16 protein-coding genes and 2 pseudogenes are annotated in these 19799 nt (G+C 71.9%); 11 read left to right on the top strand and 7 right to left on the bottom strand.

What is annotated here, in order from left to right; translation table 11 throughout:
- Nucleotides 1-48: 48 nt before the first annotated feature.
- Both ACWDAS_RS16155 and ACWDAS_RS16160 read right to left on the bottom strand, forming a co-directional pair.
- Complete coding sequence (locus tag ACWDAS_RS16155) at nt 49-798, bottom strand: glucose 1-dehydrogenase (protein ID WP_450390542.1); 750 nt, start codon at nt 796-798, stop codon at nt 49-51.
- Nucleotides 799-1109: 311 nt separating this feature from the next.
- Nucleotides 1110-1862 carry an SDR family NAD(P)-dependent oxidoreductase gene (locus ACWDAS_RS16160; RefSeq protein WP_450390544.1) on the bottom strand — a complete coding sequence of 251 codons (753 nt, stop codon included), beginning with the start codon at nt 1860-1862 and terminating at the stop codon, nt 1110-1112.
- 549 nt (nt 1863-2411) lie between these two features.
- Between ACWDAS_RS16160 and ACWDAS_RS16165 the strand changes: the two genes are divergently transcribed.
- The 10 genes from ACWDAS_RS16165 to ACWDAS_RS16210 all read left to right on the top strand — a co-directional run bounded on the left by ACWDAS_RS16165 (nt 2412) and on the right by ACWDAS_RS16210 (nt 15920).
- Nucleotides 2412-5243, top strand: a complete 2832-nt coding sequence (locus tag ACWDAS_RS16165; protein WP_450390547.1) for a M4 family metallopeptidase — start codon at nt 2412-2414, stop codon at nt 5241-5243.
- A 128-nt stretch (nt 5244-5371) separates the two neighbouring features.
- Nucleotides 5372-6391 carry a helix-turn-helix transcriptional regulator gene (locus tag ACWDAS_RS16170; RefSeq protein WP_450390550.1) on the top strand — a complete coding sequence of 340 codons (1020 nt, stop codon included), beginning with the start codon at nt 5372-5374 and terminating at the stop codon, nt 6389-6391.
- A gap of 109 nt (nt 6392-6500) precedes the next feature.
- A complete protein-coding gene (locus ACWDAS_RS16175; protein WP_450390552.1) occupies nt 6501-6659 on the top strand; it encodes a hypothetical protein in 159 nt (52 codons plus the stop codon).
- 649 nt (nt 6660-7308) lie between these two features.
- On the top strand, nt 7309-7398 hold the full coding sequence (gene kdpF / locus ACWDAS_RS16180; RefSeq protein ID WP_450390555.1) for a K(+)-transporting ATPase subunit F: 90 nt from the start codon (nt 7309-7311) through the stop codon (nt 7396-7398).
- Nucleotides 7398-9062, top strand: a complete 1665-nt coding sequence (gene kdpA / locus ACWDAS_RS16185) for a potassium-transporting ATPase subunit KdpA (protein ID WP_450390557.1) — start codon at nt 7398-7400, stop codon at nt 9060-9062. The genes kdpF and kdpA overlap by 1 nt, the downstream gene beginning before the upstream one ends.
- Nucleotides 9062-11179: a potassium-transporting ATPase subunit KdpB gene (gene kdpB, locus ACWDAS_RS16190; protein WP_450390560.1), complete on the top strand. Its 2118-nt coding sequence runs from the start codon at nt 9062-9064 to the stop codon at nt 11177-11179. The genes kdpA and kdpB overlap by 1 nt, the downstream gene beginning before the upstream one ends.
- Before the next feature lie 19 nt (nt 11180-11198).
- Complete coding sequence (gene kdpC / locus ACWDAS_RS16195; RefSeq protein ID WP_450390563.1) at nt 11199-11822, top strand: potassium-transporting ATPase subunit KdpC; 624 nt, start codon at nt 11199-11201, stop codon at nt 11820-11822.
- Nucleotides 11823-12027: 205 nt separating this feature from the next.
- A complete protein-coding gene (locus ACWDAS_RS16200; protein ID WP_450390670.1) occupies nt 12028-14487 on the top strand; it encodes an ATP-binding protein in 2460 nt (819 codons plus the stop codon).
- Nucleotides 14484-15167 carry a response regulator gene (locus ACWDAS_RS16205; RefSeq protein ID WP_450390566.1) on the top strand — a complete coding sequence of 228 codons (684 nt, stop codon included), beginning with the start codon at nt 14484-14486 and terminating at the stop codon, nt 15165-15167. The genes ACWDAS_RS16200 and ACWDAS_RS16205 overlap by 4 nt, the downstream gene beginning before the upstream one ends.
- 117 nt (nt 15168-15284) lie before the next feature.
- Nucleotides 15285-15920 (top strand): maleylpyruvate isomerase N-terminal domain-containing protein, encoded by a 636-nt coding sequence (locus ACWDAS_RS16210; RefSeq protein WP_450390568.1) that lies wholly within the window; start codon nt 15285-15287, stop codon nt 15918-15920.
- A 6-nt stretch (nt 15921-15926) separates the two neighbouring features.
- On the opposite strand, the pseudogene ACWDAS_RS16215 reads toward ACWDAS_RS16210, so the two are convergent.
- Nucleotides 15927-16274 (bottom strand): annotated as a pseudogene (locus tag ACWDAS_RS16215) (GNAT family N-acetyltransferase); the annotation flags it as partial.
- A 14-nt stretch (nt 16275-16288) separates the two neighbouring features.
- Here ACWDAS_RS16215 and ACWDAS_RS16220 point away from each other — a divergent pair.
- Nucleotides 16289-16690 (top strand): annotated as a pseudogene (locus ACWDAS_RS16220) (potassium-transporting ATPase subunit B); the annotation flags it as partial.
- A gap of 9 nt (nt 16691-16699) precedes the next feature.
- Here ACWDAS_RS16220 and ACWDAS_RS16225 read toward each other — a convergent pair.
- From ACWDAS_RS16225 to ACWDAS_RS16240, 4 genes are all read right to left on the bottom strand, one after another.
- Nucleotides 16700-17716 (bottom strand): cation diffusion facilitator family transporter, encoded by a 1017-nt coding sequence (locus ACWDAS_RS16225; protein ID WP_450390570.1) that lies wholly within the window; start codon nt 17714-17716, stop codon nt 16700-16702.
- A gap of 216 nt (nt 17717-17932) precedes the next feature.
- Nucleotides 17933-18238: a hypothetical protein gene (locus ACWDAS_RS16230; protein WP_450390573.1), complete on the bottom strand. Its 306-nt coding sequence runs from the start codon at nt 18236-18238 to the stop codon at nt 17933-17935.
- A gap of 269 nt (nt 18239-18507) precedes the next feature.
- Complete coding sequence (locus tag ACWDAS_RS16235) at nt 18508-19149, bottom strand: DUF305 domain-containing protein (protein ID WP_450390575.1); 642 nt, start codon at nt 19147-19149, stop codon at nt 18508-18510.
- The gene (locus tag ACWDAS_RS16240; RefSeq protein WP_450390578.1) at nt 19146-19790 is read right to left on the bottom strand and encodes a DUF3105 domain-containing protein; all 645 of its coding nucleotides are present in this window, start codon (nt 19788-19790) and stop codon (nt 19146-19148) included. Before ACWDAS_RS16240 ends, ACWDAS_RS16235 begins: the two co-directional genes overlap by 4 nt.
- Nucleotides 19791-19799 lie beyond the last annotated feature (9 nt).

The raw sequence follows: 19799 nt of genomic DNA on the forward strand, positions 1-19799 counted from the left end.
CCCTGCCGTCCCCCGCGCCCCGCCCCGAGGCGGGGAGACCGCGGACGGTCAGACCTGGTTGACGCCGCCGTCGACGAAGAGCTCGATGCCGGTGATGAAGGTGCTCTGGTCCGACGCGAGGAAGACGGCCGCGGAGGCGACCTCGTCGGGGCGGCCCATCCGGCCGAGCGGCACCTGGCCCGCGAGGAAGCCCTTCAGCTGTGCCCTCTGCTCGGCGTCGGCGGCGAGGCCGTCGATGCCGGGGGTGTCGATCGGGCCGGGGCTGATGGTGTTGACGCGGATGGCGCGGCCCTTGAGCTCGTTGGCCCAGGTCCGGGCGAGGGAGCGCACCGCGGCCTTGGACGCGCCGTACACCCCGAAGGCCTCGTTGCCGACGGACCCGGCGGTGGAGCCGGTGAGGATGATCGACGCGCCGTCGTTCAGCAGCGGCAGCGCCTTCTGGACGGTGAAGAGCAGGCCCTTGACGTTGCTGCCGAAGGTCTGGTCGAAGTGCTCCTCCGTGACCTGCTCCAGGGAGGCGAAGCTGCCGCCGCCGGCGTTGCCGAACAGCACGTCGACGCGGCGGCCCTGCTGGGCGACGGCGTCGTAGAGCCGGTCGAGGTCGGCCAGGTCGGAGACGTCGCCGAGGATGCCGGTGGCACGCGGGCCGATCCCGGCCACGGCGGCGTCGAGCGCGTCCTGGCGGCGGCCGGTGACGAACACGTGCGCGCCCTCGGCGGCGAACCGCTGCGCGGTGGCCAGGCCGATGCCGCTGGTGCCGCCGGTGACGATGGCCGTCTTGCCGTCAAGCTGTCCCATGGTGTTTCTCCGAATCGCAATGGGTGACCACCGCGCCCAGCCGATGTAACAAGTTTTATTACATTACTCGGCAGGGATGCCCTCGGCGTCTCGCGTGCCGCCCGTGGGGGGCTGCGAGGGAGGCGGTGGTGAGTTATGTAGTGGTCGATATGAAATTAGGTCGCCCAGGGTGCCGTGTCAAGCGCGCCCCTCGGCCGGTCTCCACGGCGCACCCTCTCGAGGATTTTGACCGCGCGGTACGGAACTCTTATTTTGTACCACAAAGTCCATAACCTGCGTGCGTCCCCCCGCGGAGGGCGCGGTCAACGGCGTCACACCTGGTTCTGGCCGCCGTCGACGAAGAGCTCCACACCGGTGACGAAGGTGCTCTGGTCGGAGGCGAGGAAAGCTACCGCGTCTGCGACCTCCTCGGGCCGCCCCATGCGGCCGAGCGGCACACTGGCGACCAGGGTGTCCAAGAGGCGGCGGTTCTGCTCGGGGTCGGGGGCCAGGCTGTTGATCCCCGGGGTCTCGATCGGCCCCGGGCTGATGGTGTTGACCCGGATGGCGCGGTCCTTGAGCTCGTTGGCCCAGGTCCGGGCGAAGGAGCGCACCGCGGCTTTCGAGGCGCTGTAGACGCCGAACGCCTCGACCCCGCCGCTGCCCGCCGTCGAACCGGTGAGGATGACCGAGGCGCCGTCGTTGAGGAGCGGGAGCGCCTTCTGCACGGTGAAGAGCAGGCCCTTCACGTTCGCCCCGAACGTGTCGTCGAAGTGCCGCTCCGTCACGTCCTCCAGGCGGGCGAACTCGCCCCCGCCCGCGTTGGCGAAGAGGATGTCGATCCGCCGTCCGGCCTCCGCGATCCGCGCGAACAGCCGGTCCAGCTCGGCCGGGACCGCGACGTCGCCGCGCACTCCCGTGACCTTGTCCGCGCCCACCGCCGCGACCACGTCCCGCAGTTCCGGCTCCCGGCGGCCGGTGACGAACACGTGCGCACCCTCCGCCGCGAGGCGTTCGACGGCCGCCAGGCCGATGCCGCTCGTGCCACCGGTGACCACCGCGGTCTTCCCATCGAAACGGCCCATACCGACCTCCCGCGTTCCCGTCTGAAGTATCCGGCGGCCGGGCCGCCGGCGCACGGCGGGCGGGGCCGGCCGGGGGCGGCCGACGAGGGGTTCCGGGGCGTGTACCTCGGCGTGCCCGTCCTCGAACACGTCCTCGTCACCGTTCCCGGCCTCAGGGCGGGGCCGGGAACGGCCGGCGCCCCGGTGTGAACGCTCTGCTCGTACGCGTCCGCCGGGCGGCCCGGTCACCGGCCGCCGTCCGCTCGTGCGCGGGGACCGACCGGGCGGCAACGGCATCGCCCACCGCATACGGCCTGTGTGCGGTGCGCTCCGCGAAGGCTTCTCATGTGCGCAACTGCGCGTACTCCCCCCGGATTTCGTCTTGTCATCCGTCCGTGCGGCGGCGAGGGTGCAGGGCGAGCCGCGGGCGCGATGGTGCGCCGAACGTCTGATGTCCCACTACCGAGCCCGGCTGTGCCGGGCCGTCGGAGGCACTTGTTCATGTCATCACGCATACGGCGTAGGCCGGTTCATGGGCCAGGCCGCGCCGGTCTGTCCGTCCTCCTGGCCGTGACCGCCGCCTTGGGCGTCACCGGACTGTCCGCCCCGGCGCACGCCGCCGAACCGGCCGTGCCGGTCGCGGACCCCGAGCCGTCCACCGGCACTCCCGCCCTGGTGGAGGGGCTGACCGACCCGGTCGACGCATCCGTGCCGGCCGCGACCGCGGCCCGGACCCACCTGGCCGGTCACAAGGACCGCTACCGCATCCCGTCGCCCGACCGCGACCTGGTCACCGACTCCGTGGACACGGAGGCCGACGGCACCGAGACGGTGCGCCTGGGCCAGAAGTACCGCGGCGTGCCCGTACTCGGCGCCCAGTACGTGGTCCGCATGAGCCACAAGGACGGCAAGCGGACCGTCACCGGCACCTCGGGCTCCTACTTCACCGCGCTCGACGTCGACACCGCCAAGGCGAAGCTCCCCGCCGGCCGGGCCGTGGAGGCCGCGGTCCGGCAGGTCCGCACCGAACTGGCCAGGGGCGGCTACCGCCCCGCCCACGCGAAGAGCGGGGCGGACACCCTGTCCGGCACCGACCGCGGGTTGACCGTGCTGCCCACCGGCAAGGGCGTGCTGACCCGCCACGTCACCGTGCGCGGCACAGACCCGTCCACCGGCGCCCCCGTGGTCCAGGAGGTCTACGTCGACGCCGCCACCGGTGTCGCGCTCTTCGAGTACGGCGGGCTGCCCACCTTCGCGCCGGCGGCCCCGGCGCAGGGCGCCGCCGCACACCGCAGCGGCACTTCGATGAGGTCGACCGGCACGTCGGGCAAGCCGGGTTCACCCGCCACCGGCCCGGCGGGCGTCACCGGCAGCGGCACCCTCCTCAACGGCACGACGGTGCCGCTGTACCTGACCAAGGACGCCGCCACCGGCCAGTACCTGCTGCGCGACTCGGCGCACATGGCGGACAGCAAGCAGCACAACGTCATCCAGACCTGGGACGCATCCAGCGTCTGGTACCAGGACGTCGCCGGCCAATGGCCCGAGGGCATCGTGCCGTTCGCCATTCCCACCCCGAAGGCCGGTCAGGAGCTGACCGACACCGGCGCGGTCGACGCGCACTGGGCGGCGGGCAAGGTCTACGACTTCTACCGCCAGTCCTTCGAGCGCGACAGCCTCGACGGCGAGGGCATGGCCGTCAACTCGCTGGTCGGCGTGACGGACTTCGGCTCGCCGTTCGTCAACGCCTTCTGGGACCACACCAAGATGGTCTACGGCACGGGCGACGACGAGTACCGGTCGCTCGCCTCCGACCTCGACGTCGTCGGCCACGAGATGACCCACGGCGTCGTCGAGCACACCGCGGACCTCGTCTACGCGGGCCAGTCCGGCGCCATGAACGAGGCGATAGCCGACTACTTCGGCAACGTCATCGACGTCACCGTCAACCACACCTCCATGACCGACCCCGAGGCCGGCCTGATCGGCGGCGACCTCTGCCGGACCCGGGCGCCGAAGGACTGCGCCTTCCGCGACCTCAACGACGGCGCCACCACGAAGGGCTTCCTCGGCCTGCCCCTCGGCTCGGCCTACGACAACGGCGGCGTGCACGTCAACTCCACGATCTTCAGCGGCGCGCTCTGGGACATCCGCGAGAGCCTGGGCGGCGACCTGGCCGACAAGATCGTCTACAAGGCCCTCACCTCCTACATCACGCCCCTCGACGGCTTCGACGAGGGCCGTGACGCGGTCATCGCCGCCGCCAAGTCCCTGCACGTCAAGGGCGACCGCATGGCCGAGGTGAAGAAGGCCTTCGACGCCCACGGCATCGTCCCCGGCTGGGAGCGGAACCTCGGCCTGGACAGCGACGTCCTGCTCGGCCGGCTCGGCACCCTGATGTCGTACGTCGGCACCGGCAACAGCCCCGCCGCGGGCGGCGACTGGTGGGCGGCGCCCAAGTCCAGCGCCGACGGCACCGAGCCCTACGCCGTCTGGACCGGCCGCACCGACGGCAAGGGCAAGGCCCACCGGATCTCCCCGGTCGACGGGCGCTCGCACCTCAGCCCGGTGACCGACGGCAAGCGCGTGGTGTGGGTGGCCGTCGGCGACGTCCCCGGGGACGACCCCTGGGTGCACACCTACGACATCCTGTCCGCGCCCGTGGGCGGCGGCGCCGTCAAGACGCTGTACAGCACCACCTCGGAGATCAGCGGTCTGAGCGTCGACGGCGACACGGTCGCCTGGTCCCGCCGCGACGAGGCGACCTCGCTGCAGCGGGTCCTGTACCTGAAGGGCGGCGACACCACCCCGCGGCAGGTGCCGCTCGGCCGGGACTACAACCAGGCCGTCGAGCCCGCCGTCAAGGACGGGCGCATCGCGTACATCCACGACGGGATGTTCGACGGCACCTACGGGGTCGCCGTGGAGGTCTTCGACACCGGGACCGGGAAGACCACGACCCTCGGCGCGCCCTCGCAGCCGGAGTGGATCAGCACGCCGGTGATCACCGCGGCCGGTGTGTACTGGCTGATCGACACCGACTACACCGACGACGACTTCACCACCCTGCGCCGGGCGTCCCTCGACGGTTCCGCCGTCACCGACCTCATCGCGGAGAAGGGCCCGCGCCCCGTCCGGGCGTTCGGCCTCACGGCGTCGGACACCGCGGTCACGCTGACCGTGTACGCCTCGTTCTCGCAGGTCTTCGACGACTACAACGACTCGCTGGCCAAGCTCTGGCAGTTCACCCCGCAGGGCACCCCGCTGGGCCGGGTCTCCTGCAGCAAGGGCCAGCAGTCGAACGCCGCCGCCGGGACCGGCAGCCGCGTCCTGTGGATGGACACCACCACCACGGACACCGACCTGGTGACCCGCGCCCGCCCCGCGGGCACCTGCCGCTGAGCGGCCGCGACACCGCACCACCCCGACGGGGGCCTGGACCGGCACACGCCGGACCGGGCCCCCGCCGGCCGTTCCGCGAGGCGTACGATCATCAAGCGGGGCGCGGACGTACAGGGGTGGCAGGCTGCATGGGTGTCTCATCGGGCGGTCCTTGGGCGGGGACGGGGCTGGACCCCCTGGGCGGCCGGATCCTGGAATACCTGGTGGGCCACCCCTCGGCGGACGCCGCCGCGGTGGCCGATGCGGCCGGCACGACCGCCGGCGAGGCCGAACGGGTGCTGCGGTCCCTGGAGGACGAGCTCCTGGTCATCCGTATCCCCGGCGGGTCCCCGCGCTGGAAGGCCGGCCCGCCGCGTTCCTCGCTGGGTTCCCTGCTCGCGCGCCGGCGGAGCGAACTGGCCCGTACGGAGCTGTTCATGGAACAGCTCGACGAGCTCTACCACTCCGTCGCGCGCCCCGGCGCGCCGAACCTGGTGGAGGTCCTGGAACACGGCGACGAGGTAGCCGCGCGCTACGCGCACCTGCTGAAGGGCAGCAGGAGCGAGGTGCTGCACCTGGCGAAGCCGCCCTACGTGACCGGCACCGAGGACGACTCGGGGCACCGGGACCCCGACCGCACCGCCGTCGCCCCGGGAGTGCGGCTGCGGTCGGTGTACGAGGCCGACGGCTTCACCGACGAGGTCTCCCTGGAGACCGCGATCCGCGGCACCGCGGTGGGCGGTGAGTTCCGCCTCGGCACCCGGCTCCCCGTCAAGCTGGCCCTCTTCGACCGGACCGCCGCCCTCCTCCCGCTCCACGGCGACCGGCCCTCGGCGGGATCACTGGTGGTGCACTCCCCGGCCCTGATCGAGGTGTTCGTCGCACTCTTCGAGAGCCTCTGGGAACGCGCGACACCGGTATCGCTGGAGAGCCGGCAGGACTGGCCCGTCCCGCGGCGCGAGCGTGAGGCGGTCGAGACCGACGAACGGACGCGGGAGATCCTGCACCTCATGGCCACGGGGATGAAGGACGACGCAATCGCCAGGGTGCTCGGAGTGAGCCGCCGGACGGTGCAGAAGCACGTCAGCGAGGCGGGCACCGCCCTCGGCGCCCGGACGCGGTTCCAGATCGCGCTCCTCGCCCACGAACGCGGCTGGCTGGACGGCTGACCGCACTTCGCGCGCTGCCGCAGGTGTCAGGTGGGCCGTCGCCCGGCGGGCCGGCCGTGACCGTTCCCGGACTTGTGTGGATCCATGCCCACGCCGATCGACGGCCGCGGTGAGCACCGTCGTGGTCGTGGTGGTCACCGGCCACGTCCCGACGGCGGCGACGCTCGCGTTCGGCGGGGTCCTCGCCGCCATCGCGGTGAGCACGCACCTCGCCGCCGGCCTGCGGGTACTCGACCAGCCCGTCGGCGAGGCCACGGCGGGCCACTGAGCCCCGGCTCCGGGGAGTACGGGAGCACCGCCGTCGTGCGGCGCGGAGCAGCGGCGATCACCGTTGTGCCCGGGCCCGACGGCGTCGGTCGTGGCGGGCAGCGTGTCCGGCGGGAGCGACGGCCCGGACGGGCTGCCCGGCAGTGCGTGGCGGCCGATGCCGCAGGTGAGACCGCCCATGGCGAGGACGGGCCGGACATCCGGCGCGGTGCGCGGCACCCCGCCGGGAACCGGCCCCGGGAGGCGGCGCCGAGCGACGGCAGGGCGTTCCCTCTCGCGCGCGTCAACGTCCGGGGGTCCGCCGCAGTCCCCCGCCCCCGCCCGGGGAGCTGGTGCCCGGGCTCTGAGCCCTGCCGGCGGCACGGGAAGACCTCTCCCACCCTGTCCCCCGTTCGGCCCGGCCGACGTCAAGGTGCCGTCAAGCCGCTCGGGGGCCGCGTCAGGAACCCGCTAACAGACCTCGTCAGGAGAACCGCGGGGCGATTCGCTACAGAGGCCGGTGCTTCGCCGGCGCCGTGAGCCCGACCGGGCGCGCGGCCTGTCCCCATTCGACTACCGGGGTGCCTCCGCATGCCAGATCTGGCCTTCATCGTCCTCACCGTCGTCGTCTTCGCCGTACTCGGCCTCGTGGCCAAGGGGGCGGAGCGGCTGTGAGCGCCGAAAACGTCGTCGGACTCGTCGTCGCCGTTGCCCTGGTCGGTTACCTGGTGCTGGCGCTGATTTACCCGGAGAAGTTCTAGTGAACGACACCCTCGCGGGCTGGCTCCAGATCCTCGCGCTCGTCGGCGCGCTGGCCCTGACCTTCCGGCCGCTGGGCGACTACATGGCCCACGTCCTCACCTCCGCCAAGCACCTGAGAGTCGAGCGCCTCGCGTACCGGCTCGGCGGGGTCGACGGCGACGCGGACCAGAAGTGGTCCGTCTACCTGCGGAGCGTGCTCGCCTTCTCGGCCGTCTCCGTCCTGTTCCTCTACGGCTTCATGCGGCTGCAGAACCACCTGCTGCTGTCCATAGGCATGCCCGCCGTGACGCCCGGCGTGTCGTTCAACACGGCCGCCTCATTCGTCACCAACACCAACTGGCAGTCCTACTCCGGTGAGTCCACCATGGGCCACCTGGTGCAGATGTCCGGTCTGGCGGTGCAGAACTTCGTCTCGGCCGCCGTCGGCATCGCCGTCGTGGCCGCTCTCATCCGGGGCTTCACCCGCAAGAAGACCGACCGCATCGGCAACTTCTGGGTGGACCTCACGCGGATCGTGGTACGGGTGCTGCTCCCGCTGGCCTTCGTCTTCGCGATCGTGCTGGTCGCCGGTGGCGTCGTCCAGAACTTCCACGGCGTGGAGTCCATCTCGACCCTCGTCGGTGACCACCAGAGCCTGACCGGTGGCCCGGTCGCCTCCCAGGAGGTCATCAAGGAGCTCGGCACCAACGGCGGCGGCTTCTACAACGCCAACTCCGCCCACCCCTTCGAGAACCCCAACGCCTTCACCAACTGGCTGGAGATCTACCTCCTGCTGGTGATCTCCTTCTCCCTGCCGCGCACCTTCGGCCGTATGGTCGGCGACAACCGCCAGGGCTACGCGATCGTCGCCGTGATGGCCGTGATCTGGATCGCCTCGGTCGGCATCGTGACCGCGAACGAGCTGCACAGCGTGAGCAGCCAGGCCGGTCACGCGGCGGGCGGCATGATGGAGGGCAAGGAGCAGAGATTCGGCATCTGGGCCTCGGCGCTGTTCGCGGTCTCGACCACGCTCACGTCATGCGGCGCCGTCAACTCCTTCCACGACTCGTTCTCGCCGATCGGCGGCGGGATGACGATCTTCAACATGATGCTCGGTGAGATCGCCCCCGGTGGTACCGGTTCCGGCCTCTACGGCATCCTCATCCTGGCGATCATCGCGGTCTTCGTGGCCGGTCTGATGGTCGGCCGCACCCCGGAGTACCTGGGCAAGAAGCTCGGCGGCCGGGAGATGAAGTTCGCCTCCCTCTACATCCTCACCACCCCGGCGATCGTGCTGGTCGGCGCGGGCCTGGCCATGGCCCTGCCGGGTGAGCGCGCCGGCATGCTCAACAGCGGTGCGCACGGCTTCTCCGAGGTGCTCTACGCGTTCACCTCGGCGGCCAACAACAACGGCTCGGCCTTCGCGGGTCTGACCGTCAACACCGACTGGTACAACACCGCGCTCGGCCTGGCCATGCTGTTCGGCCGCTTCCTGCCGATCGTGTTCGTCCTGGCGCTGGCCGGCTCCCTGGCCCGGCAGCAGCCGGTGCCGGCCACGGCGGGCACGCTGCCCACCCACCGGCCGCAGTTCGTCGGCCTGCTGACGGCCGTGATCCTGATCGTCGTCGGCCTCACCTACTTCCCGGCCCTCGCGCTGGGTCCGCTCGCGGAAGGTCTGTCCTGATGTCCCTGACCACCCTCGAACCCCCCGCCTCGCCGGGGGACGCACCGACCGGGCCGCAGCAGCCGCACCGGGTCTCCGGCGGCATGCTGGACCCGAAGCAGCTCCTGAAGGCGCTGCCCGACGCGGTCAGGAAGCTCGACCCGCGGGTCATGATCAAGAACCCGGTCATGTTCGTGGTCGAGGTCGGCGCGGTCCTGACCACCCTCTCGGCGATCAAGGACCCGAGTGTCTTCGCCTGGGTCATCACCGTGTGGCTCTGGCTGACCGTGGTCTTCGCCAACCTGTCCGAGGCCGTGGCCGAGGGCCGCGGCAAGGCGCAGGCCGAGACCCTGCGCCGGACCAAGACCGACACGGTCGCCCGCCGCCTGACCGACTGGCGGCCGGGCGCCGGCTCGCCCCGCGAGGAGGAGGTCGCGGCCTCCGGGCTGAGGCTCGGCGACCACGTGGTCGTCGAGGCCGGGCAGATCATCCCCGGTGACGGCGATGTCGTCGAAGGCGTCGCGTCGGTCGACGAGTCGGCGATCACCGGTGAGTCGGCCCCGGTCATCCGGGAGTCCGGCGGTGACCGGTCGGCGGTCACCGGCGGCACCAAGGTGCTGTCGGACCGGATCGTCGTCCGCATCACGTCCAAGCCGGGCGAGACCTTCATCGACCGCATGATCGCCCTGGTCGAGGGTGCCTCCCGGCAGAAGACGCCCAACGAGATCGCGCTCAACATCCTGCTGGCCTCGCTGACCATCGTCTTCCTGCTGGCGGTCGTCACCCTGCAGCCGTTCGCGATCTACGCGGGCGCCGAGCAGAGCATCGTCATCCTCGCCGCCCTCGTCGTCGCGCTCATCCCGACGACCATCGGCGGGCTGCTGTCGGCCATCGGCATCGCGGGCATGGACCGCCTGGTCCAGCGCAATGTGCTCGCCATGTCCGGCCGCGCGGTCGAGGCCGCCGGCGACGTGAACACCCTGCTGCTGGACAAGACCGGCACCATCACCCTGGGCAACCGCCAGGCCGCGGAGTTCCTCCCGGTCGGCGGCATCGGGGACGCGGAGCTCGCCGACGCGGCGCAGCTGTCGTCGCTGGCCGACGAGACGCCCGAGGGCCGCTCGATCGTCGTGCTGGCCAAGGAGAAGTACGGCCTGCGGGCCCGGCACGAGGGCGAGCTCGGGCACGCCGAGTTCGTGCCCTTCACCGCCCAGACCCGCATGTCCGGCGTCGACGTCGACGGCCGCCAGGTCCGCAAGGGCGCCGCGTCCGCGGTGACCGCGTGGGTCGCCGAGAACGGCGGCCGGGCCGGCGAGGAGGTGCAGTCGCTGGTCGACCGCATCTCGCAGTCGGGCGGCACGCCGCTGGTCGTCGCCGTCAAGGAGAACAGCGCGGCCCGGGTCCTCGGTGTCATCCACCTGAAGGACGTCGTCAAGCAGGGCATGCGGGAGCGGTTCGACGAGCTGCGGCGGATGGGCATCCGCACGGTGATGATCACGGGTGACAACCCGCTGACCGCCAAGGCGATCGCCGAGGAGGCGGGGGTCGACGACTTCCTGGCGGAGGCGACGCCCGAGGACAAGATGGCGCTGATCAAGCGGGAGCAGGCGGGCGGCAAGCTCGTCGCGATGACCGGCGACGGCACCAACGACGCCCCGGCGCTGGCCCAGGCCGATGTGGGCGTGGCCATGAACACCGGTACCTCGGCCGCCAAGGAGGCCGGGAACATGGTGGACCTGGACTCCAACCCCACCAAACTGATCGAGATCGTGGAGATCGGCAAGCAGCTGCTCATCACCCGCGGCGCCCTGACCACCTTCTCCATCGCCAACGACGTGGCGAAGTACTTCGCGATCATCCCCGCGATGTTCGCGATCGCCTACCCGGGCCTGGACAAGCTCAACATCATGCAGCTGCACAGCCCGACGTCGGCGATCTCCTCGGCGATCATCTTCAACGCCCTGATCATCGTCGTGCTGATCCCGCTGGCGCTGCGCGGCGTCCGCTACCGGCCGTCATCGGCCTCTGCGCTGCTGACCCGGAACATCTGGGTCTACGGCCTGGGCGGTCTCGTGCTGCCGTTCGTCGGCATCAAGGTGATCGACCTGATCATCCAGTTCATCCCCGGCCTCAGCTGACAGAAGAAGGCAATCCATCATGTTCGGCTCCCTGCCCACCGTGGTACGCAACCACGTGGCCGCGCTGCGGATGCTGCTGGTGTTCACCGTGATCGCCGGCATCGTCTATCCGCTGGCGGTCACCGGCGTCGCCCAGGCGGCGTTCTCCGACCAGGCCAACGGCTCCACGATCACCCAGGACGGCAAGACCGTCGGCTCCAGCCTCATCGGCCAGAGCTTCAACCTGCCCAAGAAGAACCCGGACGACGCCGACGAGGTCGCCCAGCCGGACCCGAAGTGGTTCCAGCCGCGGCCCGGCGGCTACGACCCGCTCGTCACCGGTGCCTCCAACCTCGGCCCGAACGACGAGGAACTGGTGAAGACCATCAAGGAGCGCCGGGCCGCGGTCGCCGAGTTCGACGGCGTCGCCCCCGAGGACGTGCCGGTCGACGCCGTCACGGCCTCCGGCTCCGGCCTGGACCCCCACATCTCGCCGGAGTACGCCCGTGAGCAGGCCGACCGGGTCGCCAAGGCCCGCGGCCTGGACGGCGCCGCCGTGCGCAAGCTGGTCGACGACCACGTCCAGGGCCGGGTACTCGGCTTCCTCGGCGAGGAGCGGGTCAACGTGGTGGAACTCAACCACGCGCTGACCGAACTGAAGTGACCTTGCGTCACGGCCCTACCGCTCGCACCACGCCGCCCGGCGGCGCAGGGACCCCCTGCGTCGCCGGGCGGCGTAACACCCGTACAAGGAGGGACTCCCGGTGACGCAGCCAGTCGTCCCGGCCTCGGCCGGCACCCCCCGCGGACGGCCCGGGAGACTCAAGGTCTTCCTCGGGGCGGCCCCCGGAGTCGGCAAGACGTACCGCATGCTCGACGAGGCCCGGCGCAGGGCCGCGCGCGGGACGGACGTCGTCGTGGGCTACGTCGAGTGCCACAAGCGGCCGCGCACCGAGGAGATGCTCGACGGCCTGGAGACCGTGCCCCGCGCCGAACGCGAATACCGGGGCACCGCCTTCACCGAGATGGACCTCGACGCGGTCCTGGCCCGCGCACCGCAGGTCGCGCTCGTCGACGAGATGGCCCACACCAACATCCCCGGCGGACGCCACGCCAAGCGCTGGCAGGACATCGACGTGCTGCTCAAGGCCGGGATCGACGTCATCACCGCGGTCAACATCCAGCACCTGGAGTCGCTCAACGACGTCGTCGAGAAGATCACCGGAGTGCCGCAGCGGGAGACCGTCCCGGACGAGGTCGTCCGCCGCGCCGACCAGATCGAGCTGGTCGACATGCCCGCCGAGGCCCTGCGCCGCCGCATGGCCCACGGCAACGTCTACGCGCCGGAGAAGGTCGACGCCGCCCTGTCGAACTACTTCCGCGTCGGCAACCTCACCGCGCTGCGTGAACTCGCCCTGCTCTGGGTCGCCGGACGCGTGGACGAGGCACTGCAGAAGTACCGTTCCGAACACGGCATCGGACGCGTCTGGGAGACCCGGGAACGCGTCGTGGTCGCCGTGACCGGCGGCCCCGAGGGCGAGACCCTCATCCGCCGGGCGGCCCGCATCGCCGACCGCTCGGCCGGCGGCGACCTGCTCGCCGTCCACATCGCGCGCAGCGACGGTCTCGTGGACGCCTCGCCCGCCGCCCTCGCCCGGCAGCGGGCCCTGGTCGAGAGCCTCGGCGGCACTTTCCACTCCGTCGTCGGCGACCACGTCCCCGAAGCGCTGCTGGACTTCGCGCGGGCCGAGAGCGCCACCCAGCTGGTGATGGGCACCAGCCGGCGGGGCCGGCTCGCGCAGTTCCTCACCGGACGCGGCGTCGGAGAGACCATCGTGGAACGCTCCGGCGACATCGACGTCCACATGGTCACCCACGAACGCGCCGGACGCGGCCGCCTGCTGCCCACGACGGGCAGCAGCCTGCCGCTGTCGCGCAAGGTGGCCGGACCGGTCGCGGGATTCGTCCTCCCCGTGCTGCTCACCACGGTGCTCGCGAACTCCCGCGGGCATCTGAACCTCACCAGTGAGGCCCTGCTCTTCCTGCTCACCGTCGTCGGCGTCGCCTGCATCGGCGGCGTCGTCTCCGCGCTGCTGGCCTCCGTCACGGCGTCGCTGCTGCTCAACTGGTACTTCATACCGCCCATCGGCCGGTTCACCATCGGAGAGACCAACAACGTGCTGGCGCTCGCCGTCTTCGCGGTCGTCGCCGTCACCGTCGCGACGATCGTGGACCGCTCCCTGCGCCTGACCAGACGCGCCGCCAACGCCACGGCCGAGGCCGAGACGCTGTCCTCCCTCGCCGGGAGCATCCTGCGCGGCGACCAGGCCGTGGACGCGCTGCTGGAGCGTACGCGCGAGGCGTTCGGCATGGACTCCGCCGAACTCGTCCACGGCACCGCCGACACCGCGGGGACACCGGCCGACGCGTCGGACGGGGTGGTGGCGGTGCCCGTGGGGCCGGAGGACGTACTGGTCCTGCGCGGCCGCCGGCTCGCCGCCTCCGAGCGGCGCGTGCTCATCGCCTTCGCGGGACACGTGGCCTCCGCGCTCGAGCGGGCCCGGCTCGCGGAGGCCGCCGCGGAGATCGAGCCGGTCAAGGCGGCCGACCGCCTGCGGACGGCCCTGCTCGCGGCGGTCAGCCACGACCTGCGCACGCCCCTGGCCGGTGCGTGGGCGGCCGTCAGTTCGCTGCGCAGCCGCGAGGTCGAGTTCTCCGCGGAGGACCAGGAGGAGCTGCTGGCCACCGCCGAGGTGTCCCTGGACCGGCTCAACCGGCTGGTGGACAACCTGCTCGACATGAGCCGGCTGCAGGCCGGGGCGCTCAGCCTGGCCCTCGAACCGGCCTCCGTCGCCGAGGTGGCCTCGCTCGCCCTCGACAGCCTCGCGGAGAGCCCGATCCCCGTCATCACCCAGGGACTGGAGGACATACCGGAAGCCCTGGCCGACCCGCCGCTCCTGGAGCGCGTCATCGCCAACCTGGTGACCAACGCCCAGCGGTACGCCCCCGAGGGCACGGCGGTCCTGCTCAGCGCGAGCGCCCTCGGCCCGCGCATCGAACTCCGTGTCGCCGACCGGGGTCCGGGCCTCCAGCCCGCCGACCGGGACAGGGTCTTCGAGCCCTTCCAGCGGCTCGGCGACACCGACAACACCACCGGCCTCGGTCTCGGCCTCGCCCTCTCCCGTGGCCTGACCGAGGCAATGGGCGGAACCCTCACCCCCGAGGACACCCCCGGCGGAGGTCTCACCATGGTCCTGTCCCTGCCCGCCGCCCGCGGTGCGGCCGAGGTGCCCGCCGCGCCCGCCGGCGAGAAGGAGGCGCTGACATGAGGCGCGTCCTGATCGTCGACGACGAGCCGCAGATCCTCAAGGCGCTCGACATCAACCTGACGGCACGTCACTACGCGGTCGCCACCGCCCCCGACGCGACCACGGCCCTGTTGCTGGTGTCCCGCCGGCCGCCCGACGCGATCATCCTCGACCTCGGACTGCCGGACATGGCCGGCACCGACATCATCCACGGCGTACGGGCCTGGAGCCCGCTGCCGATCATCGTGCTGTCCGGTCGGACCGACCCGAAGGAGAAGGTCGAGGCCCTCGACGCCGGAGCCGACGACTTCGTCACCAAGCCCTTCTCCATGGACGAGCTGGCGGCCCGCCTGCGCGCCGTGCTGCGCCGGCCACCCGTCCTGGAGGAGCCGGAGACGGTCACCATCGCGGACTACCGCGTCGACCTGGGCGCGTTCACCGTCGTGCGCCGCTCCGGCAAGGGCGAGGTTCCACGGCTCACGCCCACCGAGTGGCGGCTGCTCGCCCCGCTGCTGCGCAACCCCGGCCGGCTGGTCACCGGACGCCGGCTGCTGCGGGACGTGTGGGGTCCCGGCAACGAGAAGCGCACCAACTACCTGCGCGTGTACCTCGCCACCCTCCGGCACAAGCTGGAACCCGACCCCGCCCACCCCCGCCACCTGATCACCGTCCCCGGCATGGGCTACCGCTTCGAACCCTGAGCGGTCGTCACCCCGCCCGCCCGCCCGCCCGCCGGCCGCACCGGACGGAGCGCGCGGGCTGTTCCCCCCGCGTCCCACGGTGGCGCACAATGAGAGCTCGCCGATCACGGGGGTCCGATGAGTCTCAGCCCTGCCTACCTGGACACGGCGGCCCGGGCGGTGGCACTGCTCGGCGCCCCGGAGGTAGCCGCGTCATGGAACGGGCCCAGCGCCCTGCCGGAGATGACGACCGGCGGCCTGGCCGGGCACCTTGCGTACCAGATCCTCAGTGTCGGTCCCGTGCTGCGGGAGCCGGCCTCGGAGGAGGCACCGATCCCCCTGCTGGAGCACTACGCACGTGCCGCCTGGCTCGGCGCGCCGCACGACACCGAGGTCAACGCGGGCATCCGGGCGAAGGGCGAAGGGATCGCCTCCGCGGGGGCCGCGGCCGTGCTGGACCGCGCGTGGGACGCCCTCGCCGAGCAGCGGGACGGGCTTCCCGCGCTCAGCGGGGACCGAGGCGTGTACCTGCCCCAGACGGGGTGGGCGCTGAGCCTGGACGACTTCCTGGTCACGCGGATGATGGAGCTCGCCGTCCACATGGACGACCTCGCCGTCAGCGTCGGCGTGCCCGGTCCCGAACTCCCCGACGCCGCCTTCGACTCCGTGCTCACGCTGCTCGTACGGCTCTCCGCCCGCAGGCACGGCCAGGCGGCCCTGCTGCGGGCGCTGGCCCGTGCCGAGCGCGCCCCGTCGGCGGTCAACGCGCTCTGAGGGGCGTCAACGCGCTCTGAGGGCGCGCGTCATCCCTCCCGGGTGACCCCACCCGGCGGGACGGCCGACGGCGTAGTGGACATACTCGCCGAACAGGCGGAAGCCCGCCGTCCACGCCAGCCGCCGGCTGGGCCGGTTGCCGCGGGAACACGTCCAGCTGGGCGTACGACCGCGCGCGGCGACGTCGTCGCACAGTCCCGCCAGGCACGCGAGCGCCAGGCCCTCCCGGCGGTGGTCCCGCAGGGTGACGACGGCGAGGTCCTCGTAGTCGCCGCCGAGGAAATAGGTGCACGCGAGCGAGACCAGACGCCCCGAGCGGAACGCACCCCAGGCGTGCCCCGAGGCGGCGAGTTCGTCCGCGTCGCCCCAACTCCAACCCCACCAAGCTGATCGAGATCGTGGAGGTCGGCAAGCAGCTGCTCATCGCCCGGGGTGCCCTGACGACCTTCTCCATCGTCAACGACGTGGCGAAGTACTTCGCGATCATCCCCGCGATGTTCGCGGTGTCCTATCCCGGGCTGTGCGGGCTCAACATCATGCGGCTGCACAGCCCGACGTCGGCGATCACCTCGGCGATCATCTTCAACGCCCTCATCATCGTGGCGCTGATCCCGCTGGCGCTGCGCGGCGTGCGCTACACCCCGTCCTCGGCCGGCGACCTGCTGCGGCGCAGTCTGCTGGTGTACGGCCTCGGCGGGCTGATCCTGCCGTTCCTCGGGATCAAGCTGATCGACATGGCCGTGGTGCAGTTCGTGCCCGGCATCGGATGAGCGGGCCGGTCAGTGCCCGTGCGGCCCGGCGTGGTGCACCGGGCCGTGGGACTCGCCGCAGTGGCCCGCCGCCGTATGGCCCCCGTCGGCCGGACCGCCGCCCACGGTGAGGAGTTCGGCCGGGGCGTGGTCGACCTGGAGGGTGGTGTGGCTGAGGCCGTAGTCCGCGTCGAGCAGGTGCTCCAGGTCGCGGCGGACCGCGTGGCAGTCCCCGCCCGGCTGGACGAGGACGTGCGCGGACAGCGCCGGCTGGCCGGAGGTGATGGCCCAGATGTGCAGGTCGTGGACCTCGGTGACGGCGTCGTGCGCGGCCAGCCGGTCGCCGACCTCGTCCGGGTCGAGGCCGGCCGGAGCGGCCTCCAGGAAGATCCGCCCGGACTCGCGGACCAGCCCGCAACCAGCCTTGAGCATCAGGCCGACCACGACGAGCGTCGCGATGGCGTCCGCGCGGACGAAGCCGGTGAGCAGGACCACCAGCCCCGCCACCGCGGTGCCGATGAACGCGTACAGATCGTTCAGGACGTGCTGGAAGGCACCCTCGACGTTGAGCGAGCTGCGATTGGCCCTCGACAGGCACCAGGCCGCGCCGATGTTGACGACCACCCCGGCCAGCGCGGTGACCAGGACCGGGCCGCCCGCCACGTCCGGGGGCGAGACGAGCCGCCGTACGGCCTCGTAGGCCAGCCACACCGCGAGCAGCAGCAGGGTGATGCCGTTCGCCTGCGCCGAGAGGATCTCGGCCCGCTTGAGCCCGTACGTGAAACCGCCCCGCGCGGGCCGCGCCGCCAGCCGCATGGCCACCAGCGCCAGCACGATCGAGGCGGCGTCGGTGAGCATGTGCGCGGCGTCGGAGAGCAGCGCGAGGGACCCCACCAGCAAACCGACGACGACCTCGACGGCCATGAATCCGGCGATCAGGCCCAGCGCCAGCCCGAGCCACCGTCGGTCCGCGTCCTCGGCCACCCCGTGCCCATGCCCCTGGTGCTGCCCGTGGCCGTGCTCGTGGCCGTGGCCGTGTGCGTTCATGGTGCGGCGACCTCCCCGATCAGGTACGACAACGGCAGGGAAACACACGGGCACGCCGATCGGCAAAGACTGCACCGGTGACCGTTGTCAACTTCGATAAGACGGCAGTGACCTGCGGCGACGCGCGGGGGATCAAAAGCGTCCGGAACGGCCCCGGCGAGCCTTGGTATCGCCCGCGGGAGCCGCGGCACGCTCCCGTGCCGGTCCACGCCGCTGTCACAGAGGCAGCCCACCCGGCCACCACGGCGGCGCGCCGCCCTGCTCGCACGCGCCGGCCGGGTGGCCCGGCGAGACGTACCACAGTGCCAGTTCCGGCCATAGCATCACCGTCGTGGCGAGTACGGTCAACGCCAGCGGCGGCAACAGCCTCCGGCGCCCGGTCGCCTTGCGCATCACGGCCCACAGCACGGTCGAGAGCGTCGCCGCACCGGTCGCCGCCACCGCCGGCCAGATGAACTGGTAGGCGGCATCACGACCGAGATGACAGTCCGCCCAGGAGCCGAGCAGCAGCACCGAGGTCACCAGCCCCGAGCCCAGGAGACCGCCCACCCGATCAGCCAGGCGGCGGCGCTGTACTCGGCCTTCCTCCCTGCAGCGGAGTGCGGTACGTCCGAAGTGCGCACGGATTCGCCACTCCCGGCCCGGCGTTCGGCCGCCCTGTCGCGCGGGCGGTCGATGCTACAGCGGGCGTCGGCCGGTGTGATCACGTCCGGGCGCGGAAAGGAGCACCGTCCGCGGCCGTCCCCGGGGTGCAGCGAGGAGGACGGCCCCCCGGCACCCCGGACGGGTCGTCAGGCCGTGGCGCTCGCGCCGCGCGCCGCGAGCATGTCGGCCATCAGTTCGATCTCCGCATCCTGGCCCCGGACCATGCCCGCCGCGAGGCGTTTCACCTCCTCGGTGCGGGCCAGGTCCGCGGCCGACGCCGCCATCGCCACGCCGCCCTTGTGATGGGCGGTGAGCAGTTGGAGGTAGAGGACTGCGGCGGCCTCGCCCTTCGCCGCGCTCAGCCGGGCCAGTTCGGTGTTCGTGGCCATGCCCGGCATCAGCGAGCCGTCGTGCGGTGTGTAGGCCATGTCGTGGCCCATCCACGTCATGGGCGGCTTCGACGAGGACTTGGGCAGCCCCCAGACCTCCAGCCAGCCGAGCAGCATGCCCCGCTGGTTGGCCTGGGTGTTGATCACGTCGTACGCCAGCCTGCGGACGTCCTCGTCGTCGGTGCGGTCGCGGACGACGAGGGACATCTCCACCGCCTGCTGGTGGTGGATCGCCATGTCCCGCGCGAAGCTGGCGTCCGCCGAGTCCGTGCCCGGGGTCCCGCTGCCGCCGCCATGCCTGGCCGTGAGCAGGGAGAAGGCGAGGGCGGCGAGGACGACCAGCACCATGGCGCCGCCGAGCGCGAGCAGCGGCTTGCCCGTGCCCCGAAGCGTGGTCATGACGCCTTGCCCCCGGTGCAGGGGGCACCCGGCTCCGGGGTCTGGTCGCCCTGCACATAGGTGTCGAAGAACCGCGCCACGCGCGGGTCCTCGGCCTTGGTGACGCCGAGCTGGTGGCCCCACGCCGTGAGCGTGATCGGCGAGGCCTGGTCCGCGTAGGGGCTCATCAGGGAGTACGGGGTCCTGGAGACACGGGCGCTGAGCGTCTTGAGGTCGGCGTCCGTCGCCTTGGCGGTGTACGTGACCCACACCGCCCCGTGCTCCAGCGAGTGGACGGCGTTCTCGTCGGTGACCGGCTTGTCGTAGACGTCGCCGTTGCAGTTCTGCCACACGGGGTTGTGGTCGCCGCCGGCCGGCGGGCTCATGGGGTAGTCGACGTTCTTGGTGACGTGGTTCTGGGTGAGGCCGGACCAGGTCTTCTCGCCGTTGATGGAGCCCGCGGCGGCGGTCTTGTCGTCGCTGCCGCCGCCTGCGGAGTTCACGAGGTAGACGCCGCCGCCCACCAGTCCGGCGAGGATCGCGGTGCAGGCGGTGATGGTGATGATCCGGTTGCGGCGTTCGCGGGCCTGCTCCTGGCGGCGGCTCTCCTCGACGCGGGCACGGCGGTCGGCGGTCCTGGCCTTGGAATCGGCGGAACCCATGGCATGTCC

The sequence above is a fragment of the Streptomyces sp. NPDC001070 genome (assembly GCF_053598835.1).